The sequence below is a fragment of the Streptomyces fradiae ATCC 10745 = DSM 40063 genome (assembly GCF_008704425.1).
GTDB classification, from domain to species: Bacteria; Actinomycetota; Actinomycetes; order Streptomycetales; family Streptomycetaceae; genus Streptomyces; species Streptomyces fradiae.
In genome coordinates this window covers 6,203,792-6,220,296 of the sequence record NZ_CP023696.1, presented here as the reverse complement: position 1 = coordinate 6,220,296, position 16,505 = coordinate 6,203,792, and the positions used below count along the sequence as shown (strand labels likewise).

Genomic DNA, 16,505 nt, shown 5'->3' with positions numbered 1-16,505 from the left:
GCCGGACCGGTACGCGGCCGGACCGGCGCCCGGCCGCCGGAGCCGCGCGGGACCCGGCCGATGAGGGACCCGGCCGGCCCCGCCCCGGCCCGCCCGGCCGGGGCGGGCGGGGCCGCGCCCGGCCGGGGCCGGTGGCTCACGCGCCGCCGGCCGCGCCCCCCATCCGGCTCTCGATCCACTCGACGCCGAAGCGGACCACGTCGGCGGCCTCGAAGAGGTGGCAGGGGGCGGCGGCGACCCGGCCGGTCCGGCCGATCCCGGCGGCGAGCATGTCCTGGGCGATGACGGTGAACGGCCAGACCCCCTCGGGCACCACCCGCCCGTAGGGGAACGCCTCGGTCTCGGTGTCGACGTCGCGGAAGCGCCGCCAGACCCGTCGCCCGCCGACGGTCACGGGCTGCTCGTACGCGACGAACCGCTTGCCGGGGGCCTCGGCCAGTGCCTCCGCGTGGTGCAGCAGCGTCAGGGTGTCCAGCGGGGCGCCGAGCAGCAGTACCCGTCCGCCGGCCCCGGCGAGCCGGGCGAGCGGGCTGTCCGGTCCGTGCGGGTCGTCCCAGGGGTGGTCGTCCATGAGCGGGTGGGCGGCCGGCCCGACCGCGACGAAGCTCGCGTCGGGGTGCCGGCTGCGGACCGCGCCGGGCTGGTGGCGCAGGGCCTCGGGGACCCGGCCGTTGCCCCGGTCGGCCTCGCTGAGCAGCGGGTCGTAGGCGGGCCACTCGGCGCGTGCGGCCTCCCGCCACGCGGGGGGCCACTCGGCGAGGTCGTAGGGCGGGGCGTCGTTCCAGCCGCAGTAGGCCATGAGGGTGCCGTCGGCGCCGACGGCGTCGCGGAGCGCGTCGATCACGGTCTGCGGGCCGCCCACGACGTAGCCGATCGCCGACATGCGGGTGTGCACCATGACGGTGTCGCCGGCGCCGACGCCGAGTGCCTCGAGGTCGCGCACGAGCCGGCCGCGGGTGACGGGGCCGCCGGCGCGCTCGATCAGTTCCTTCTCGTCCACGGACCGAACCTAGCGGCGCGTGCACGGGGCCCGCCGGGACCGGGGCGGCTTTTCGGCCGGCCGGCCGCCGGGGCGGCTTTTCGGCGCTCCGCGTCCGCCCACACCGCCCGCACCGGCCGCACGGGGTCCCACCGGCGTCCCCGGAAGGCCCGGCCCGGCGAAACCGGCGGCCCCGGCGACCCACACCACCGCCAGAACGGCCGAAAGGCTGCTCCGGATCACTCCGGAACAGCCTTCGACCTGCGACTTTCACAAGTCGGGACGACAGGATTTGAACCTGCGACCCCTTGACCCCCAGTCAAGTGCGCTACCAAGCTGCGCCACGTCCCGATGCGCGTCGTCCCGGTCTCGCCGGGTGAGCGCGCAAGAGAACATTACCTCACCGGGCGGGCAGCTCCGAAAGCGCCCGGTGGGCGCGGGCGGCCAGGGCGTCGGCGCCGCAGGCGGCGGCGAGGGCGGCGGCCCGCGAGAGCTCGGCGCGGGAGCCGGTGGCGACGCCGTGGTCGTGCCGGGCGAGGGCGTGCTCGTACGCGGACGGGGACGACTCCAGCAGCCGCACCGCCTCGGCCAGGAGCCCGGCCGCCTCGCCGGGCGCGGCGAACAGGGCGGCGCAGCGCAGCGCCTCCCCGCGGGCGGTGGCGGTGCCGAAGCGCTCCGCGTGGGTGCCAGCCAGGCCCGCGAGGGCGGCGGCCCGGCCGGGATCGTCCGGGGCGAGGGCCCGGGCGAGGTCGCAGGCCCAGGGCGCCCAGATCCCGTTGTGCCGGCCGCGCGCCTCGGACGCCCGCCCCGCCGCCTCCAGCTCGTCGGCGGCCTCGCGGGTCCTGCCCTCGGCGAGGAGCAGCCGGCCCCGCACGCAGGGCCCGTCGGGGAGCACCATGGCGCTGGGCCAGGGCGGCCCGAAGGCGTACGCGTCGGCCAGTTCGCGGGCCTCGCCGGGCCTGCCGCGCGCCAGGAGGGTGTCCACCAGGAGGCAGACGGCGTCCCACTGGACGGCGAGGCCGCGGCCCGCGCGGTCGGCGAGGCGCAGGCCCTCGCGGAGGAACGCCTCGGCACGGGTCAGGTCGCCGGCCCGGCGGTGGGCGAGGCCGAGCAGGGTGTGCGCGAAGGCGAGGTGGGCGCCGCTCCAGCCGGATATCTCGTACGCGCGGACCGCTTCCTCGAAGAGGTCGCGCGCCCGGTCGGGCCGGTCGGTGAAGGCGTACGCGATGCCGATCATGGCGGGGGTCTCGAACCCCCACTCGGTGTCGGTCCAGCTCACGCCGGGGGCGGGGCGGCCGTCGAGGAGGGCGCGGTCGCACAGGTCGAGCACGAGGGCCGCGTCCTCGCCGCGCAGCATCGCGTCGAAGGCGCGCAGCGACAGCAGGGCGCGTTCGGCGTCGCCGTCGCCTGCCAGGTGGTCGGCGCGGGCGGCGAGGCGGCGGGAGCGGCCGTGCGGGTCGTCCTCGGTGGCGCGGAACGACTCGTACATGAGGTGGGCGGCCTCGAGGCGGGTGCGGGCGCGGCCGGGCGGGATGCGGGCGGCCTCGGCGGCGACGGTGGCGGAGGCCTCCCCGAGTTCGTTGCTGTGGGCGAGGGCCTGGCCGAGGCGGTACGTGGCGTCGGTGCGCAGGTCCGGGGCGAGGCCGGGCAGGTCGAGGGCGGAGCGCAGGTGGCGGACGGTCGCGGCCGGGGAGGTGAGGAGGGCGGCGCAGCCCAGTTCGTACAGGACCTCGGCGTAGGCGTCGGGCGGCGGCGGTTCCTGGAGGGCGCGTTCGAGGCAGCGGCGGGCCGCGTCGGGGGCGCCGACGGCGAGGTGCTCGCGGGCGGCCTCCCGGAGCTGCCCGACCAGCTCGGGGTCGTCGTCGGGGTGGACCTCCAGCAGGTGGCGGGCGGCGGCGGCCGGGCCGAGGCCCTCCTGGGTGACGGCCCAGGCGGCGCGGCCGTGCAGGGCGGTGCGGGCGGCGGGCGGGATGGAGCGGTAGACGGCGGTGGCGACCAGCGGGTGGGCGAACTCCAGCGGGTCGGAGCCGGTGACGATGCGGGCCTCGCGGAGGCGGGCGGCGCAGACCGCGGCCTCGTCGGCGGGCAGGCCGGCGAGGGACGCGGCCAGCTTCAGCGGGATGTCGGTGCCCAGGACCGCCGCCGCCCAGGCGAACCGGGTGGCGGCCGTGCCGAGCCCCTCCAGACGGGCGACGAGGCCGCTGCCGCGCGCGGAGGCGCCCAGGTCGCGCAGCCGCCCCGCGGAGCGGGCGACGGGCTCCAGCATGCGGTCCCGGACGGTCGCCAGGAGTTCGACCGTCTCGTACGGGTTGCCGCCGGTGACCGCCCAGACCTCGCGGCAGAACGGGCCGTCGGTGCGGTCGCCGAGCGCGGCGCGGGCCAGGTCGGCGGTGGCGTCCTCGGTGAGCGCGCGCAGGGTGCTGGTGAGCCTGGCCTGCCGGTCGAGGCGGCGCAGCAGGGCGGGGGCGGGTTCGGGGCGCTCGGCGGCGGCGTCGGCGCGGTGGGCGAGGACGATGAGCAGCGGCAGGCCGGGCAGGCGGTCGGCGAACTCGGCGAGCCAGTGCAGCGACTCGGTGTCCGCCCAGTGCGCGTCGTCGACGAGGACGAGGAGGGGCTGCGCGCGCCGCTCCTCGGCGAGGCGGGCGACGACCCGGTCGAGGCCGTCGCGCACGCCCCGGGGGTCGGCGAGCGGGGCGCTGGGCGCGGCGAGGCCGAGGGCGGGCGCCGTGAGGTCGAAGCGGTCGCCGAACAGCTCCCGCAGCCGGGCCTCGGGGAGGGGGAGGAGCGCCGGTACGAGGAGCTGGCGCAGGACGTGGAACGGCACGGAGGTGACGGTCTCACCGCCCTTGCCGGACAGGACGGTGCAGCGGCCCGCGGCGCGGCGGCCGATCTCGGCGAGCAGGGTCGTCTTGCCGATGCCGGCCTCGCCCCGGAAGACCAGCAGGCCGCCGGTGGCGCCGGGGCCGGTGAGCGCCTCGACGGCGTGGGCCGCGGCGGCCAGCTCCGGCTCCCGCTCCAGCAGCGGTGCGGGCGGCCGGTGTTCGGCCCTGGACGGCAGCATCCTCTTCTCCCTTTCCCCTGTTGCTCGCATGTACGTTCGAGGAGAGCCTAGTGGGGGGTGCTGGGTGCGGGGGATGATTCGGGCCGTCGCGGGGCGGGGTGCGGGGCGGCGGTGCCGCGCGGGCGGTGCGGGCCGCTTCGGCGGGGTCCGGCGCGGGCGGTCGGCGGCGGACCGGGTGGCGGCGGACCGGGCGGCGGACCGGGGGGCGGGGGCCGGCGGGGAGCGGGGCGGGACTCCGGACCCGGGCTGACGGGGCTTGGCACCGGGCCGGACGGGGCCCGCCCGGTGCGCGGCGCACGCCGGTGGCGCGGGCGGGACAATGGGCGGATGGACGAGGCTCGCAGGGACCGGGACACGGAGGGGCGCGCCCGCAGCGCACGGCCCCGCGACGGGCTGGGGCGGCCGCTGCCGTACGGGGCGCCGGGCGTCCGACGGCAGCCGGAGGGCGTGGAGCGCACGCCCGGCGGGTCCCTGCGGGAGGCGCAGCGGCTGCTGGACGCGGGGCTGCCGTTCCACGCCCACGAGGTGCTGGAGGACGCCTGGAAGGGGTGCGCCGGGGCGGGGCGCCCCGAGGAGCGCGAGCTGTGGCGGGGCCTGGCCCAGCTCGCGGTGGGCCTGACGCACGCGGCGCGCGGCAACGCCGTGGGCGGCGCGCGGCTGCTCCTGCGCGGCGCGGACCGGATCACCCCGTACGGGACGGGGCCGGGACCGCACGGGACGGGGCCGGGGCCGCACGGGATCGAGGTGTCCGCCCTCGCGGCCTGGGCGCGCGGCCTGGCGGAGCGGCTGGACCGGGACGGCGGCCCGGTGGACCCGGCGGCGGAGGCACCCCGCCTGAGGGGACGCTGACCGCGCCGGGCGGGGCGCACGGGCCCGCAGGGCGCACGACACCCGCGAGAGCGCGGCGGGGCGCACCGGCCCGGCGGGCGGGCCCGGCAGGGCGTACGACGCCCGCGCGGGGCGTACCCGCCCCCGGGCCGTGCGGTCTGCGGGGGGGCGACGCGGCGATGTGGCCGGAAACGGAACGGTGCCGCTCCGAGGGCGCCGCCCTCAGCCGCCGCTCAGCCGCTCGCGCAGCACGGCGGCGTGGCTGCGCTCCGGGTCCCTGGCGGCCGTCAGGAGCGTGAGCGGCCCCTCGCGGGCGAGGTCCCGGACGCGGTCGAGGGCCCCGGCCGCCTCCGGCTCGGCGAGCTCGGCCGCGTACCGCCGGCGGAACTCCTCGAACACCTCGTCCGGCGCCCCGTCCGCCGCGTGGAACCAGCGGCGCAGCTCCGTCGAGGGCGTGGCGGACTTGGGCCACTCGTCGATGTGCGCGTCCGCCTTGGCCAGGCCGCGCGGCCACAGCCGGTCCACGAGCACGCGCGTCCCGTCGGCGGGTTCGGGCGGGTCGTACACCCGCCGGAGCCGGACGCGGTGCGCGGAGGGGTTCACGCTTCGACCCTGCCCCGCCCCGTGCGCCCCCGCAACGCCCACCGGCCGACCGGGTGGGTCGGGGAACGGCGCGCCCCCGGCTCCGGGGCAGTCCGGCGGCCGGGGGGCGTCCCGCGGAGGCGGAGGCGGGGGCGCGGACGGCGGGGACGCGGGCGGAGGGCGTCCCCGAGGAGGCGGGGGCGTACGGGCCCGGCGGACCGGGACCCGTACGCGCCCTCAGACGTGACGTTTCTGCTGGGCAGGCTCCACGGCGCGGACGGTTCCTCCTACACGCGCTGCCAGAGCGCCGGCACGTTCGGCGGCTCCCAGCCCGCCTGCGCCTGGTGGGTCTGGAGGCACCGGTAGGTGGCTCCGCCGTAGGTGACCTGGGCGCCCGCGTTGTAGACGGTGCCCGCCGCCCACGTGCCGCCCTCCGGGGGCTCGCCCGGCCCCGGCCCGGGGTCGGTCGTGGTGGTGAGGGTCAGGGCGTACGCCTGGAGGAGCGGGTTGAGCGGCTGGTGGTACGTCGTACCGCCCGTCCGGCAGTCGCCGGAGCCGCCCGAGGTGACGCCCTGCGCCTGGCTGCCGGAGATGTACGAGCCGCCCGAGTCGCCCGGCTCGGCGCACACGGTCGTGCGGGTGACGCCGCTGATCGTGCCCTCCGGGTAGGTGACGCTCGTGTTGTGCTGCTGGATCGTGCCGCAGTGCCAGCCGGTGGTGGACCCCGAGCGGCAGACCGACGCGCCGACGACGGCCTGCGTGGAACCGGTGACCTGGACGTTCTGCCCGCCCGCGCCCTTCACGTACGGGGTGGAGCGCCAGTTGGTGTTGGCCGCCACCCAGGCCATGTCGCGGCCGGGGAAGGTGGAGCCCTGGAAGGTGCCCTGCGCGACCTGGTTGTAGCCGCTGGTGGAGGTGCCGACGCGGCCGCAGTGGCCGGCCGTGGCGAAGCCGTGCTGGGTGCCCTTGGTGACGGCGAAGCCGACCGAGCAGCGCCCGCCGCCGCCCATGTGGTACGCGTCGCCGCCCCGGATGTCGTACAGGGCGCGGGGCCGCTCGGCGGACGTCTCGACCCGGACGAGGGACCGGTTGACGGCGGCGGCCTTCAGGAACGCCTCGGCCGCGCCCCGCTTGGCGGCGTGGACGGTGACGGAGTTGGTGCGGACGTCGACGTACCAGACGGGCACGTCGCGGGTGTCGGTGCGGGCGGCGGCCCGGTCGAGGGCGGCCTTGGCGGCGTCGAGGCGGGCCAGCGTGTGGCGGACCACGCGGGCCTCGGCACCGGCGGCGCGGATCGCGAGCGCGTCGGCGGGGTCGGTGGTGGCGACCGTCAGGGTCGCGGACTCGGCACCCCGCACCCAGGCGCCGGCGTAGTCGGCGCCGAGGACGCCGCCGAGGCGCCCGGCGACCGCTCCGGCCTCGGCCTCGTTCACCAGGCGCCGCTGGGCCTGCGGCTCGCTGAGCCCCAGGTCCCGCTGCATGGCGGCCAGGACCTCGGGGGACGTCTTGTCGGCGCCCATGCTCACCGCGGCCGAGGGGGTGGTGGCGGGCGGGGCCGGCGCGGCGGCCGCCGCGCCGGGGAGCGCGGTGAGCACGAGGGCGCCGACCGCTGCCGCGGCGGCGAACGCGGCTCCGGCGTGTCTGTGGAGCATCCGGTGTTCTCCTCGGTTTCGGATGGGGTCGAGTGGGGGGTTCCGAAACCGTAGGTGTTGCCGAAAGACCCTCAGAAGATGTCGCTTTTCCCTCTCTTCGGCGTTATGGGAGCCCGGAAGCCCTCCAGGCGGCGTAACTGCGGCTGCGGGCCGCCGCCTCGGCGTGCGCGGCGCGCGCCTGGGCGAGGACGGAGGGGGCGGTGAGCGCGGCGGGCGTGTCCGGGTGCCAGCCGATCAGGTGCCGCCACACGAGGGGGTCCCCGGCGAGCGGGCGGGTGACGAGCCCGGCCGTGTCGGGGAACGTGGCGCGGCACAGCCCGACGGCGCGGCCGACCTGGACGAGGTGGACGCAGGACGCCGTGTCGGTCTCGTAGACGCGCGCCGGGGTGAAGCCCGCGCGGGCGCAGGCGGCGTGGAAGCAGTCGGCGAAGCAGCCGTCGCCGGGGACGTCCGCCCAGGCGGCGCCGGCCAGGTCGGCGAGGTCCACGCGGTCGCGGGAGGCGAGCCGGTGGCCGGTCGGGAGCATCACAAAAACGGGGTCGGTGGCGATCTCCCGCCAGGCGAGCCGGTCGCCCTCGGGCGGGGTGCTGCTGCCGCAGGTGCCGATGAGGGCGTAGTCGAGGCGGCCCTCGGTGACGGCGGCGGCGATCTCCCGCTCGGACCAGGAGGTGTGGGTGGTGACGGCGGCGCACGGGTGGCGGGCGGCGAGCCGGTCGACGAGGGCGCCGAGCAGCGGGCCGTGGGTGCCGCCGAGGCGGAAGCGGGGGCCCTCGGCGCCGGCGGCGCCCCGCGCGAACCGCACGGCGTCGCGCTGGAGGTCGCTGACGGCGGGCAGCACGATCCGGGCCCGCTCCAGGACGAGCTCGCCCAGCGGTGTGGCCCGCACGCCGTGCCGCCCCCGCTCGAACAGGGCCCCGCCCAGGACCCGCTCGATCCGTTTGAGCTGGGTGCTCAGCGCGGGCTGGGCCAGGCCGAGCGCGGTGGCGGCCTTGGTGAGACTGCCCGCGTCGGCGATGGCCCGCACCGTCCTCAGATGCCGCAACTCCAGTTCCATGAGGGGAGCTTCGCGGTCCCGACCCGGCAGGGCAAGACTCTGGTCCAGACCTGTCGCGCGGCTCCCGCGGTGCCGTGCGGCGGCCTGCTCGGGGTGACGGGTACGGCCTCCGCGGGGCCGCGCGGCGGCCTGGGCGGGGCGGAAGGTCGGGCCTCCGCAGACTCGCGCGGCGGCCTGGGCGGGGCGGGGGGCACGGCTGCGGCGGGGCTCGGGGGCGGCTCCGGGAAGGCCGTGGCGGAATCCGGGGCGGGGGTCTGTCGAGCGGGGGGCGCTCACGAGATATCTTGATGTCGAGCAATGTTACAGACGTGGAGCGGAGCACCCGGTGACTGACTCGACCATCATCTACACCCACACTGACGAGGCCCCGGCCCTGGCGACGTACTCGTTCCTGCCCGTGGTCCAGGCGTACGCCTCGGCGGCCGGCGTCAGCGTCGAGACCCGCGACATCTCGCTGGCCGGGCGGATCATCGCCTCCTTCCCGGAGTACCTCCAGGAGGGGCAGCGCATCGACGACGCCCTCGCCGAGCTGGGCGAGCTGGCGAAGACGCCCGGCGCCAACATCATCAAGCTGCCGAACATCTCGGCGTCGATCCCGCAGCTGAAGGCCGCCGTCGCGGAGCTGCAGGAGCAGGGCTACGCGCTGCCGGACTACCCGGACGACCCGAAGACGGACGAGGAGCGCGAGATCCGCGCCCGCTACGACAAGGTCAAGGGCAGCGCCGTCAACCCGGTCCTGCGCGAGGGCAACTCGGACCGCCGCGCCCCCGCGTCGGTCAAGAACTACGCCAAGGCGCACCCGCACCGCATGGGCGCCTGGACGGCCGACTCCAAGACGAACGTGGCGACGATGGGCGCCGACGACTTCCGGTCCACCGAGAAGTCGGCGGTCGTCGCCGAGGACGGCTCGCTGCGCATCGAGCTGGCCGGCGAGGACGGCTCGACGACCGTGCTGCGCGAGTCCGTGCCCGTGCTGGCGGGCGAGGTCGTGGACGCGTCGGTGATGCGCGCCGAGGCGCTGCGCGCCTTCCTCTCCGAGCAGGTCGCCCGCGCCAAGGCCGAGGGCGTGCTGTTCTCCGTCCACCTGAAGGCGACGATGATGAAGGTCTCGGACCCGATCATCTTCGGCCACGTGGTCCGCGCGTTCTTCCCGAAGACCTTCGCCGCCTACGGCGACGTGCTGGCCGGCGCCGGCCTGAGCCCGAACGACGGCCTCGGCGGCATCCTGAAGGGCCTGGACTCCCTGCCGCAGGGCGAGGAGATCAAGGCGTCCTTCGACGCCGAGCTGGCCGAGGGCCCGGCCCTGGCCATGGTCGACTCCGACCGCGGCATCACCAACCTGCACGTACCGAGCGACGTCATCGTCGACGCGTCGATGCCGGCCATGATCCGCACCTCCGGCCACATGTGGGGCCCGGACGGCAAGGAGGCCGACACCCTCGCGGTCCTGCCCGACAGCAGCTACTCCGGCGTGTACCAGGCCGTCATCGAGGACTGCCGCGCCCACGGCGCCCTCGACCCGGCGACCATGGGCTCCGTGCCGAACGTCGGCCTCATGGCGCAGAAGGCCGAGGAGTACGGCAGCCACGACAAGACCTTCGAGATCGCGCAACCCGGCACCGTCCGCGTGGTCGACCAGGCCGGCGAGGTCGTCCTGGAGCAGCCGGTCGGCCGCGGCGACATCTTCCGCATGTGCCAGACGAAGGACGCCCCGATCAGGGACTGGGTGAAGCTCGCCGTCACCCGCGCCCGCGCCACCGGCGACCCGGCCGTCTTCTGGCTGGACGAGGGCCGCGCCCACGACGCCCGGCTCATCGAGAAGGTCAAGGCGTACCTGCCGGAGCACGACACCGAGGGCCTCCGGATCGAGATCATGCCGCCGGTCGAGGCGACGAAGTTCTCCCTGGAGCGCATCCGCCGCGGCGAGAACACCATCTCCGTCACCGGCAACGTGCTGCGCGACTACCTGACCGACCTGTTCCCGATCCTGGAGCTCGGCACCAGCGCCAAGATGCTGTCGGTCGTCCCGCTGATGAACGGCGGCGGCCTCTTCGAGACGGGTGCGGGCGGCTCCGCCCCGAAGCACGTCCAGCAGCTCGTCAAGGAGAACTACCTGCGCTGGGACAGCCTCGGCGAGTTCCTCGCGCTGGCGGTCAGCTTCGAGCACCTCTCGCAGGTCACGGGCAACGCCCGTGCCAAGGTCCTCGCGGACACCCTGGACCGCGCCACGGCCACCTTCCTCAACGAGGACAAGTCGCCGACCCGCCGCGTCGGCGGCATCGACAACCGCGGCAGCCACTTCTACCTCGCCCTGTACTGGGCGCAGGAGCTGGCGCGGCAGACGGACGACGCCGCGCTCGCCGAGGCGTTCGGGCCGCTCGCGAAGACCCTCACCGAGCAGGAGGGCGCGATCGTCGAGGAGCTGAACGCGGTGCAGGGCGAGCCGGCCGACATCGGCGGCTACTACCAGCCCGACCCGGAGAAGGCGGCGGCGGTCATGCGCCCGTCCCGCACCTTCAACCAGGCGCTGGGGACCCTGGCCTGACGTCGCCGCTCCGACGGCGGCGTCGAGCCACCCGCGCGGGCCGCGCCGGACCTCCCGTCCGGCGCGGCCCGCGCCGCTTCCCCCACCGGCCCGCGCCGCTTCCCCCACCGCCCCCCGCCGTCCGCACGCGTCCCCCGCACCGTCCGCCACGGGCAGTCCGGAACCGCGAACCCGGCATATCCTGAAATAGACCTCGCTATGTCCCGCGGAGCCGAGCTGAGGAGTCTCCCGATGGCACGCGCAGTGGGTATCGACCTCGGTACGACCAACTCGGTGGTGAGCGTCCTGGAGGGCGGTGAGCCCGCGGTCGTCACGAACACGGAGGGCGCGAGGACCACGCCGTCCGTCGTGGGCTTCGCCAAGAACGGCGACGTGCTGGTGGGCGAGGTGGCCAAGCGGCAGGCCGTCACCAACGTGGACCGCACCGTCCGCTCCGTGAAGCGGCACATGGGCGACACGGGCTGGCGCTTCCCCGAGAACGGCGACATCGACGGCAGGCGGTACACCGCGCAGGAGATCTCGGCGCGCATCCTGCAGAAGCTGAAGCGCGACGCCGAGGGCTACCTCGGCGAGGACGTCAGGGACGCCGTGATCACCGTCCCGGCGTACTTCAACGACGCCGAGCGCACCGCGACCAAGGAGGCCGGCGAGATCGCGGGGCTGAACGTCCTGCGCATCGTCAACGAGCCGACCGCCGCCGCCCTGGCGTACGGCCTCGACAAGGAGAGCGACCAGACGATCCTCGTCTTCGACCTCGGCGGCGGCACCTTCGACGTGTCGCTGCTGGAGATCGGCGACGGCGTCGTCGAGGTCAAGGCCACCAACGGCGACACCCACCTGGGCGGCGACGACTGGGACCAGCGGATCGTGGAGCACCTCGCGGGCCGCTTCAGGAACGCGTACGGGATCGACATCACCAAGGACCGCATGGCGACGCAGCGCCTGCGCGAGGCCGCCGAGAAGGCGAAGATCGAGCTGTCCGCCGCCACCGAGACCTCGGTCAACCTCCCCTACCTGAGCGCCTCGGCGGAGGGCCCGCTGCACCTGGACGAGAAGCTCACCCGCGCCCAGTTCCAGCAGATGACCTCCGACCTGCTGGAGCGGTGCCAGGTCCCCTTCCGGAACGCCGTGAAGGACGCCGGCATCGAGATCTCCGGGATCGACCACGTCATCCTCGTCGGCGGCTCCACCCGCATGCCCGCCGTGGCGGACCTGGTGAAGGAGCTGACCGGCAAGGACCCGCACAAGGGTGTGAACCCGGACGAGGTCGTCGCGATCGGCGCCTCGCTCCAGGCCGGTGTGCTCAAGGGCGAGGTCAAGGACGTCCTGCTGCTCGACGTCACCCCGCTGTCCCTCGGCATCGAGACCAAGGGCGGCATCATGACCAAGCTGATCGAGCGCAACACCACGATCCCGACGAAGCGCTCCGAGATCTTCACGACGGCGGAGGACAACCAGCCGTCGGTGCAGATCCAGGTCTACCAGGGCGAGCGCGAGATCGCCGCGTACAACAAGAAGCTCGGCATGTTCGAGCTGACCGGTCTGCCCCCGGCGCCGCGCGGCGTCCCGCAGATCGAGGTGTCCTTCGACATCGACGCCAACGGCATCATGCACGTCACGGCGAAGGACCTCGGCACCGGCAAGGAGCAGAAGATGACCGTCACCGGCGGCTCCTCGCTCCCGAAGGACGACATCGACCGGATGGTCCGCGAGGCGGAGCGCCACGCGGAGGAGGACCACAGGCGCCGCGAGGCCGCCGAGGCCCGCAACCAGGGCGAGCAGCTCGTCTACCAGACCGAGAAGTTCCTCGCCGACCACGCCGACGGCACGGGCAAGGTCCCCGGTGAGATCAGGACCGAGGTCGAGACGGCGGTGACCGAGCTCAAGGAGAAGCTGAAGGGCGACGACACGGCGCAGATCCGCACGGCCGCGGAGCGGGTCGCGGCCGTCTCCCAGAAGCTCGGCCAGGCCGTGTACGCCGACGCCCAGGCCGCCCAGGCCGCGGGCGGCGCCCAGGCCGGCCCCGAGGGCGGCGAGGCGGGAGGCCGGGACGAGGACGAGGTGGTCGACGCCGAGATCGTCGACGAGGACGACCGGGCACGGCGCGGAGGTCCCGCGTGACGGCCGCCCGCGCCGGCGCTCCGGACGGGGCGCCTGCCCTGGTGGTCGAGTCGGCGGGGGACGGGCGGGCCGTCCTGGTGTTCGCCGGCGAGCTGGACGCGCACCGGGTGGGCGCGCTGGAGGAGGCGCTCGACGATCCCCGGCTGCGGGACGCCACCGTGTGGGAGCTGCTGATGCGCGACCTGACCCGCCTCGACCTGCCGTGCGCCTTCGCCCTGCTGCGGGCGGCCACCGTCCGCGACCCCCCGGCCGCCCTGCACGTGCGGGGGGCGCACCGCGCCGTCCGCCGGGCGCTGCGGGAGGCGGGCGCGGACGCGGTGGCGACGTTCGAGGGCTGAGCCCCCGCAGGCACCGCCCGCCCGCCCCGCCGCCACCGTCCGGACGTCCCGCCGCCACCGTCCGGACGTCCCAAGGCCACCGCCCGGACGGCGGGCGCGGCCCCGGCCGCGGGCGCGGCCTGAGTACGCGTACTCAGGCGCCCGAGCGCCCGTACGGGCACCGTGCGGGCATGAGCCCTCTGCCCTCCTCACCGCCCGTCGACCCCGGCTCCGCCGGTCCGCGCCGCCGCGAGCGGGCCCGCCGGGGCCCCGACGCCGCGGCCGGGTGCGTGCTGGTCCTGCTGGAGCTGACGGCCCTGGCGGTCATCCTTCTGGCCTGGCCCTTCCTCGACCACTTCGAACTGGACCCGCAGGCGCCGCGCAAGCCCTTCACCCTCTGGCGCTACCTCCCGGCGGTCGCGGTACTCGGCGGCCTGGTCCTGGTGGCGGCCGTCCTCGCCGCGCGGGCGCGCGCCGTGGTGACGGCCGTGTCCCAGACCGCCATGGGGGTGCTGATCGCGGCGGTGCTGCTGGGCGGGACGGCGCTCCAGCGGCACGAGGACGAGCGCGGCCGCCCCGTGCCCGCGCCGACCGGCGGCTTCTCCGGCTGCCGCAGCGGCGGCGACTCCGACGAGTGTCCCGGCGGGTGACCGGCAGGGGGCGAGCCCGGTCTCGCGGACGTGCGTCCGCCGCGGCGGGGGCCGATGATGTCCGTGGATCCCCCCTGTCCGGTTCACGAGAGGGACGGTGGCAGCAGTGGACACCGGCACCGCATCCACTCCCCCGGCGGACGGCGCCCCCGCCGGCGCGGAGAGCGCCGCTCGTGCCGCGCTGGCCGGGACGGGCGTGCACCTCATGCCCCCGCGCGGCGCGCTGGCCTGCCTGGGCGCGGACGCGGCCTCCTGGGCCGGTTTCGCGGCGCACTGGGCGGACCTGACGCAGGACGCGTACGCGGCCCGGCGCGGCACCCGCCGGCTCCGCCGCTACGGGCACTTCTCGCTCGCGACCGGGACCGGGGAGCTGCGGCTCCTGCCCCCCACCGGTTTCGTCCAGCCCGACGGCACCAATCCGCTCTACACGTCGGTGGACCGGCGTTTCGACCCGCTCACCGACGGCTTCGCCGCCGATCCGGTGCTGCTGCGGCTCATCGGTCTGCTGGGCCGGGTCGCGGGCGCCCTGGACTCCCCCGAACGGTGGAGCGTCAAGGTCCATCCCTTCCGCGTCGTCGCCACGGCGGACGGCGGAGGGGAGCCGACTCCGGAGGGCCGGCACCGCGACGGCGTCACCCTGGTGTCGTCGCTGCTCGTCGGCCGGGGGAACGCCACCGGAGGCGAGAGCACCGTCTACACCCCCGAGGGCGGGGAGATCCTGTCGGTCACGCTGCGCGAGCCGGCGAGCCTGCTCCTGTCCGACGACCGCCGCACCCTGCACGGCGTGTCGCCGGTCCGGCCGGTCGACCCCGCGCGCCCGGCCCACCGGGACGTCCTGGTGACGACCTTCGCCCCGGGCTGACCCCGCCGGGCCGCCCCCGGGCGCCCGGCCGGAGGCGTGTGCGCGGGCCCGGCGCGGTGGGCCCCGGCCGGGCACGCGCCGCTACGTCCCGCTCCGGGTGCGGCGGGGGATGAGCAGCCACGCCGCCACGGCGAGGGCGAGCGGCAGGAGGCTCACGACCACCATGGTGAGCCGCAGCCCGTCCGTGAAGTCCCAGCCGAGGTCGAGCCCGGACTGCCGGAGCAGGTTCGGGTCGTACCCGGCCGTGCCCGGACTGCGTGCCATCGCGCTGCGGGTGGCGTCCACGGCCTCCTCGGCCTCTGCCGCGGACAATCCGCGCTGCTGCGCGTCGTCCAGCCACTGCCGCTGGAAGAAGAGGTTGAGCAGGAGGACGAAGACGGCCGGGCCGAGGGCGTAGCCGCTCATGCCGAACGCCGGCTGGACCGAGGAGACCGCGCCGGACTTGCCCGGTGGGGCGGCGGAGAGGATCGTCTCGGCCACCGCGGCGGAGGCCACCAGCGAGCCGAGGTTGGTGGTCCAGGTGGCCAGGACGAGGACCCACAGGGGCATCGTGGGCGAGGCGGTGGCCGCCATCAGCAGCGCGCCGGCGACCAGCCCGAGGAGGCCCGCGATGAGGACGGGCCTCGGGGTGTACCTGCCGATCAGGTTCCCGGCGAGGACGACGATCCCCGCGATGGCCAGGGTGCCCGGCAGGTAGAGCAGGCCGATGGTGCTCTGCGGCAGCGTCAGGACGACACTGCCGAACTGCCCGAGGGCGAAGCTGAAGCCGGCGACCATGAAGTTGAGGACGAGACTGCCGAGCGCGGCCAGCGTGAACGGGGCGCTGCGGAACAGCGCCGGGTCCAGGACCGGTTGCGGCGTCCGGTGCTCGCGGACCACGAACAGCACGCCGGCGACCGCGCTGACCGTGAGCGGCACCCAGGTGCCGGGCCGGGAGAAGCCGTTCTCGGCCTCGGCGATGCCGTACACCAGGGTCAGCAGGGCGAGGCCGACCAGGCTGACGCCCGCCACGTCCACCTGCCGGCGCCGCAGCACGGGCGGCTCGGCGACGTACCGGAGCGTCAGCGCGAGCGAGGTCAGCGCCAGCAGCGGCGCGAGCAGGAACAGCCAGCGCCAGCCGACGGTGTCCACCAGCCACCCCCCGACGGAGGGGGTCACCCCGCACAGCACCGTCTCGACGGCCATGAAGATGCCGATGGCCTTCGGCCGCTGCGCCGCCGGCACCGAGCTCTTCAGCAGCGCCAGGGAGACGCCCAGGACCGCGGCCAGCGCCAGCCCGTCGAGCAGGCGCATCGCCAGCAGGAACGGATAGCCGGGCGACAACGCGGAGAGCAGGTTGACGAGGGTGCAGCCGACCAGCCCCACGACCAGGGTCCGCCGCAGCCCGAAGGCGTCCCCGAGGCTGCCCACGGCGAGCACGGCGGCGGCGATCACCAGCGTCGCCGCGCCCCCCAGGAACCCGACGGCGTCGGGCGGCACCTCCAGGGCCCGGCTGATCCGCGGCATGTTCAGGCTGAGGACCAGCGGGTCGACGGCCGTGATCGTGAAGGCGAGGGCGAGTCCCGTGATGATCGGGAGCATCGCGAGGGTGGAGGGCGGCTCCGCGCCCGACGACGACACAGCTGCACCTCCCGTACCGCGGGCGGGGCGGTGACCGCCCGATGACCGAACGTATCCCGCTCGCGCCCCCGGCGCTCCCTCCACGGGCCGGAGCCCCCGGCCCGGCACCTGTTCGGACCACCGGGCGCGGCGGTCCCGGCGGCCCGCCGGGCTCCGGCGCCGCGCGGCTCCCCGCCCCGCGCCCGAGCCCGCGCCGCCCCCGTCGCCCCCGTCGCCCGCGTCGCCCGCTCCGCA

Annotated in this window: 12 protein-coding genes and 1 tRNA gene; 6 read left to right on the top strand and 7 right to left on the bottom strand. The window is 76.2% G+C overall.

Annotated elements, in window-relative coordinates:
- Positions 1-136 precede the first annotated feature (136 nt).
- The 3 genes from aac(3)-VIII to CP974_RS27195 form a co-directional block, all read right to left on the bottom strand.
- Entirely contained in the window at positions 137-1,000 is an 864-nt protein-coding gene (aac(3)-VIII, locus tag CP974_RS27205) for an aminoglycoside N-acetyltransferase AAC(3)-VIII (protein ID WP_031136588.1), read from the bottom strand.
- Positions 1,001-1,256: 256 nt separating this feature from the next.
- Positions 1,257-1,330: transfer RNA gene (locus tag CP974_RS27200), tRNA-Pro, on the bottom strand.
- 49 nt (positions 1,331-1,379) lie between these two features.
- Positions 1,380-4,040, bottom strand: coding sequence for an ATP-binding protein (locus CP974_RS27195; RefSeq protein WP_031136589.1), 2,661 nt, complete (start codon positions 4,038-4,040; stop codon positions 1,380-1,382).
- Between the two features lie 327 nt (positions 4,041-4,367).
- Between CP974_RS27195 and CP974_RS27190 the strand changes: the two genes are divergently transcribed.
- Positions 4,368-4,889, top strand: coding sequence for a DUF309 domain-containing protein (locus CP974_RS27190; RefSeq protein WP_031135575.1), 522 nt, complete (start codon positions 4,368-4,370; stop codon positions 4,887-4,889).
- Between the two features lie 201 nt (positions 4,890-5,090).
- Here the strand turns inward: CP974_RS27190 and CP974_RS27185 are convergent, their stop codons facing one another.
- From CP974_RS27185 to CP974_RS27175, 3 genes are all read right to left on the bottom strand, one after another.
- Positions 5,091-5,471, bottom strand: a complete 381-nt coding sequence (locus CP974_RS27185) for a DUF488 domain-containing protein (RefSeq protein WP_031135573.1) — start codon at positions 5,469-5,471, stop codon at positions 5,091-5,093.
- Between the two features lie 266 nt (positions 5,472-5,737).
- Positions 5,738-7,102 (bottom strand): carbohydrate-binding protein, encoded by a 1,365-nt coding sequence (locus tag CP974_RS27180; RefSeq protein WP_031135572.1) that lies wholly within the window; start codon positions 7,100-7,102, stop codon positions 5,738-5,740.
- A 103-nt stretch (positions 7,103-7,205) separates the two neighbouring features.
- Positions 7,206-8,156 (bottom strand): LysR family transcriptional regulator, encoded by a 951-nt coding sequence (locus tag CP974_RS27175; protein WP_031135570.1) that lies wholly within the window; start codon positions 8,154-8,156, stop codon positions 7,206-7,208.
- 325 nt (positions 8,157-8,481) lie between these two features.
- Between CP974_RS27175 and CP974_RS27170 the strand changes: the two genes are divergently transcribed.
- The 5 genes from CP974_RS27170 (at position 8,482) to CP974_RS27150 (ending at position 14,651) form a co-directional block, all read left to right on the top strand.
- Positions 8,482-10,701, top strand: a complete 2,220-nt coding sequence (locus CP974_RS27170) for an NADP-dependent isocitrate dehydrogenase (RefSeq protein WP_031135568.1) — start codon at positions 8,482-8,484, stop codon at positions 10,699-10,701.
- A gap of 231 nt (positions 10,702-10,932) precedes the next feature.
- Entirely contained in the window at positions 10,933-12,822 is a 1,890-nt protein-coding gene (gene dnaK, locus CP974_RS27165; protein ID WP_150485866.1) for a molecular chaperone DnaK, read from the top strand.
- On the top strand, positions 12,819-13,160 hold the full coding sequence (locus CP974_RS27160) for an STAS domain-containing protein (protein ID WP_031136549.1): 342 nt from the start codon (positions 12,819-12,821) through the stop codon (positions 13,158-13,160). Before dnaK ends, CP974_RS27160 begins: the two co-directional genes overlap by 4 nt.
- Positions 13,161-13,330: 170 nt before the next feature.
- Positions 13,331-13,789: a DUF6234 family protein gene (locus CP974_RS27155; protein ID WP_051840057.1), complete on the top strand. Its 459-nt coding sequence runs from the start codon at positions 13,331-13,333 to the stop codon at positions 13,787-13,789.
- 97 nt (positions 13,790-13,886) lie between these two features.
- Complete coding sequence (locus CP974_RS27150; protein ID WP_223844631.1) at positions 13,887-14,651, top strand: 2OG-Fe dioxygenase family protein; 765 nt, start codon at positions 13,887-13,889, stop codon at positions 14,649-14,651.
- Between the two features lie 81 nt (positions 14,652-14,732).
- Here CP974_RS27150 and CP974_RS27145 read toward each other — a convergent pair whose 3' ends face one another.
- Complete coding sequence (locus CP974_RS27145) at positions 14,733-16,271, bottom strand: MFS transporter (protein ID WP_196786108.1); 1,539 nt, start codon at positions 16,269-16,271, stop codon at positions 14,733-14,735.
- Between the last annotated feature and the right edge of the window lie 234 nt (positions 16,272-16,505).

Bases quoted from the DNA above. Each gene is read 5' to 3' on its own strand.
- CP974_RS27180 (WP_031135572.1), bottom strand. From the start codon at position 7,102: ATGCTCCACAGACACGCCGGAGCCGCGTTCGCCGCCGCGGCAGCGGTC.
- CP974_RS27190 (WP_031135575.1), top strand. From the start codon at position 4,368: ATGGACGAGGCTCGCAGGGACCGGGACACGGAGGGGCGCGCCCGCAGC.
- CP974_RS27195 (WP_031136589.1), bottom strand. From the start codon at position 4,040: ATGCTGCCGTCCAGGGCCGAACACCGGCCGCCCGCACCGCTGCTGGAG.
- CP974_RS27175 (WP_031135570.1), bottom strand. From the start codon at position 8,156: ATGGAACTGGAGTTGCGGCATCTGAGGACGGTGCGGGCCATCGCCGAC.
- dnaK (WP_150485866.1), top strand. From the start codon at position 10,933: ATGGCACGCGCAGTGGGTATCGACCTCGGTACGACCAACTCGGTGGTG.
- CP974_RS27155 (WP_051840057.1), top strand. From the start codon at position 13,331: ATGAGCCCTCTGCCCTCCTCACCGCCCGTCGACCCCGGCTCCGCCGGT.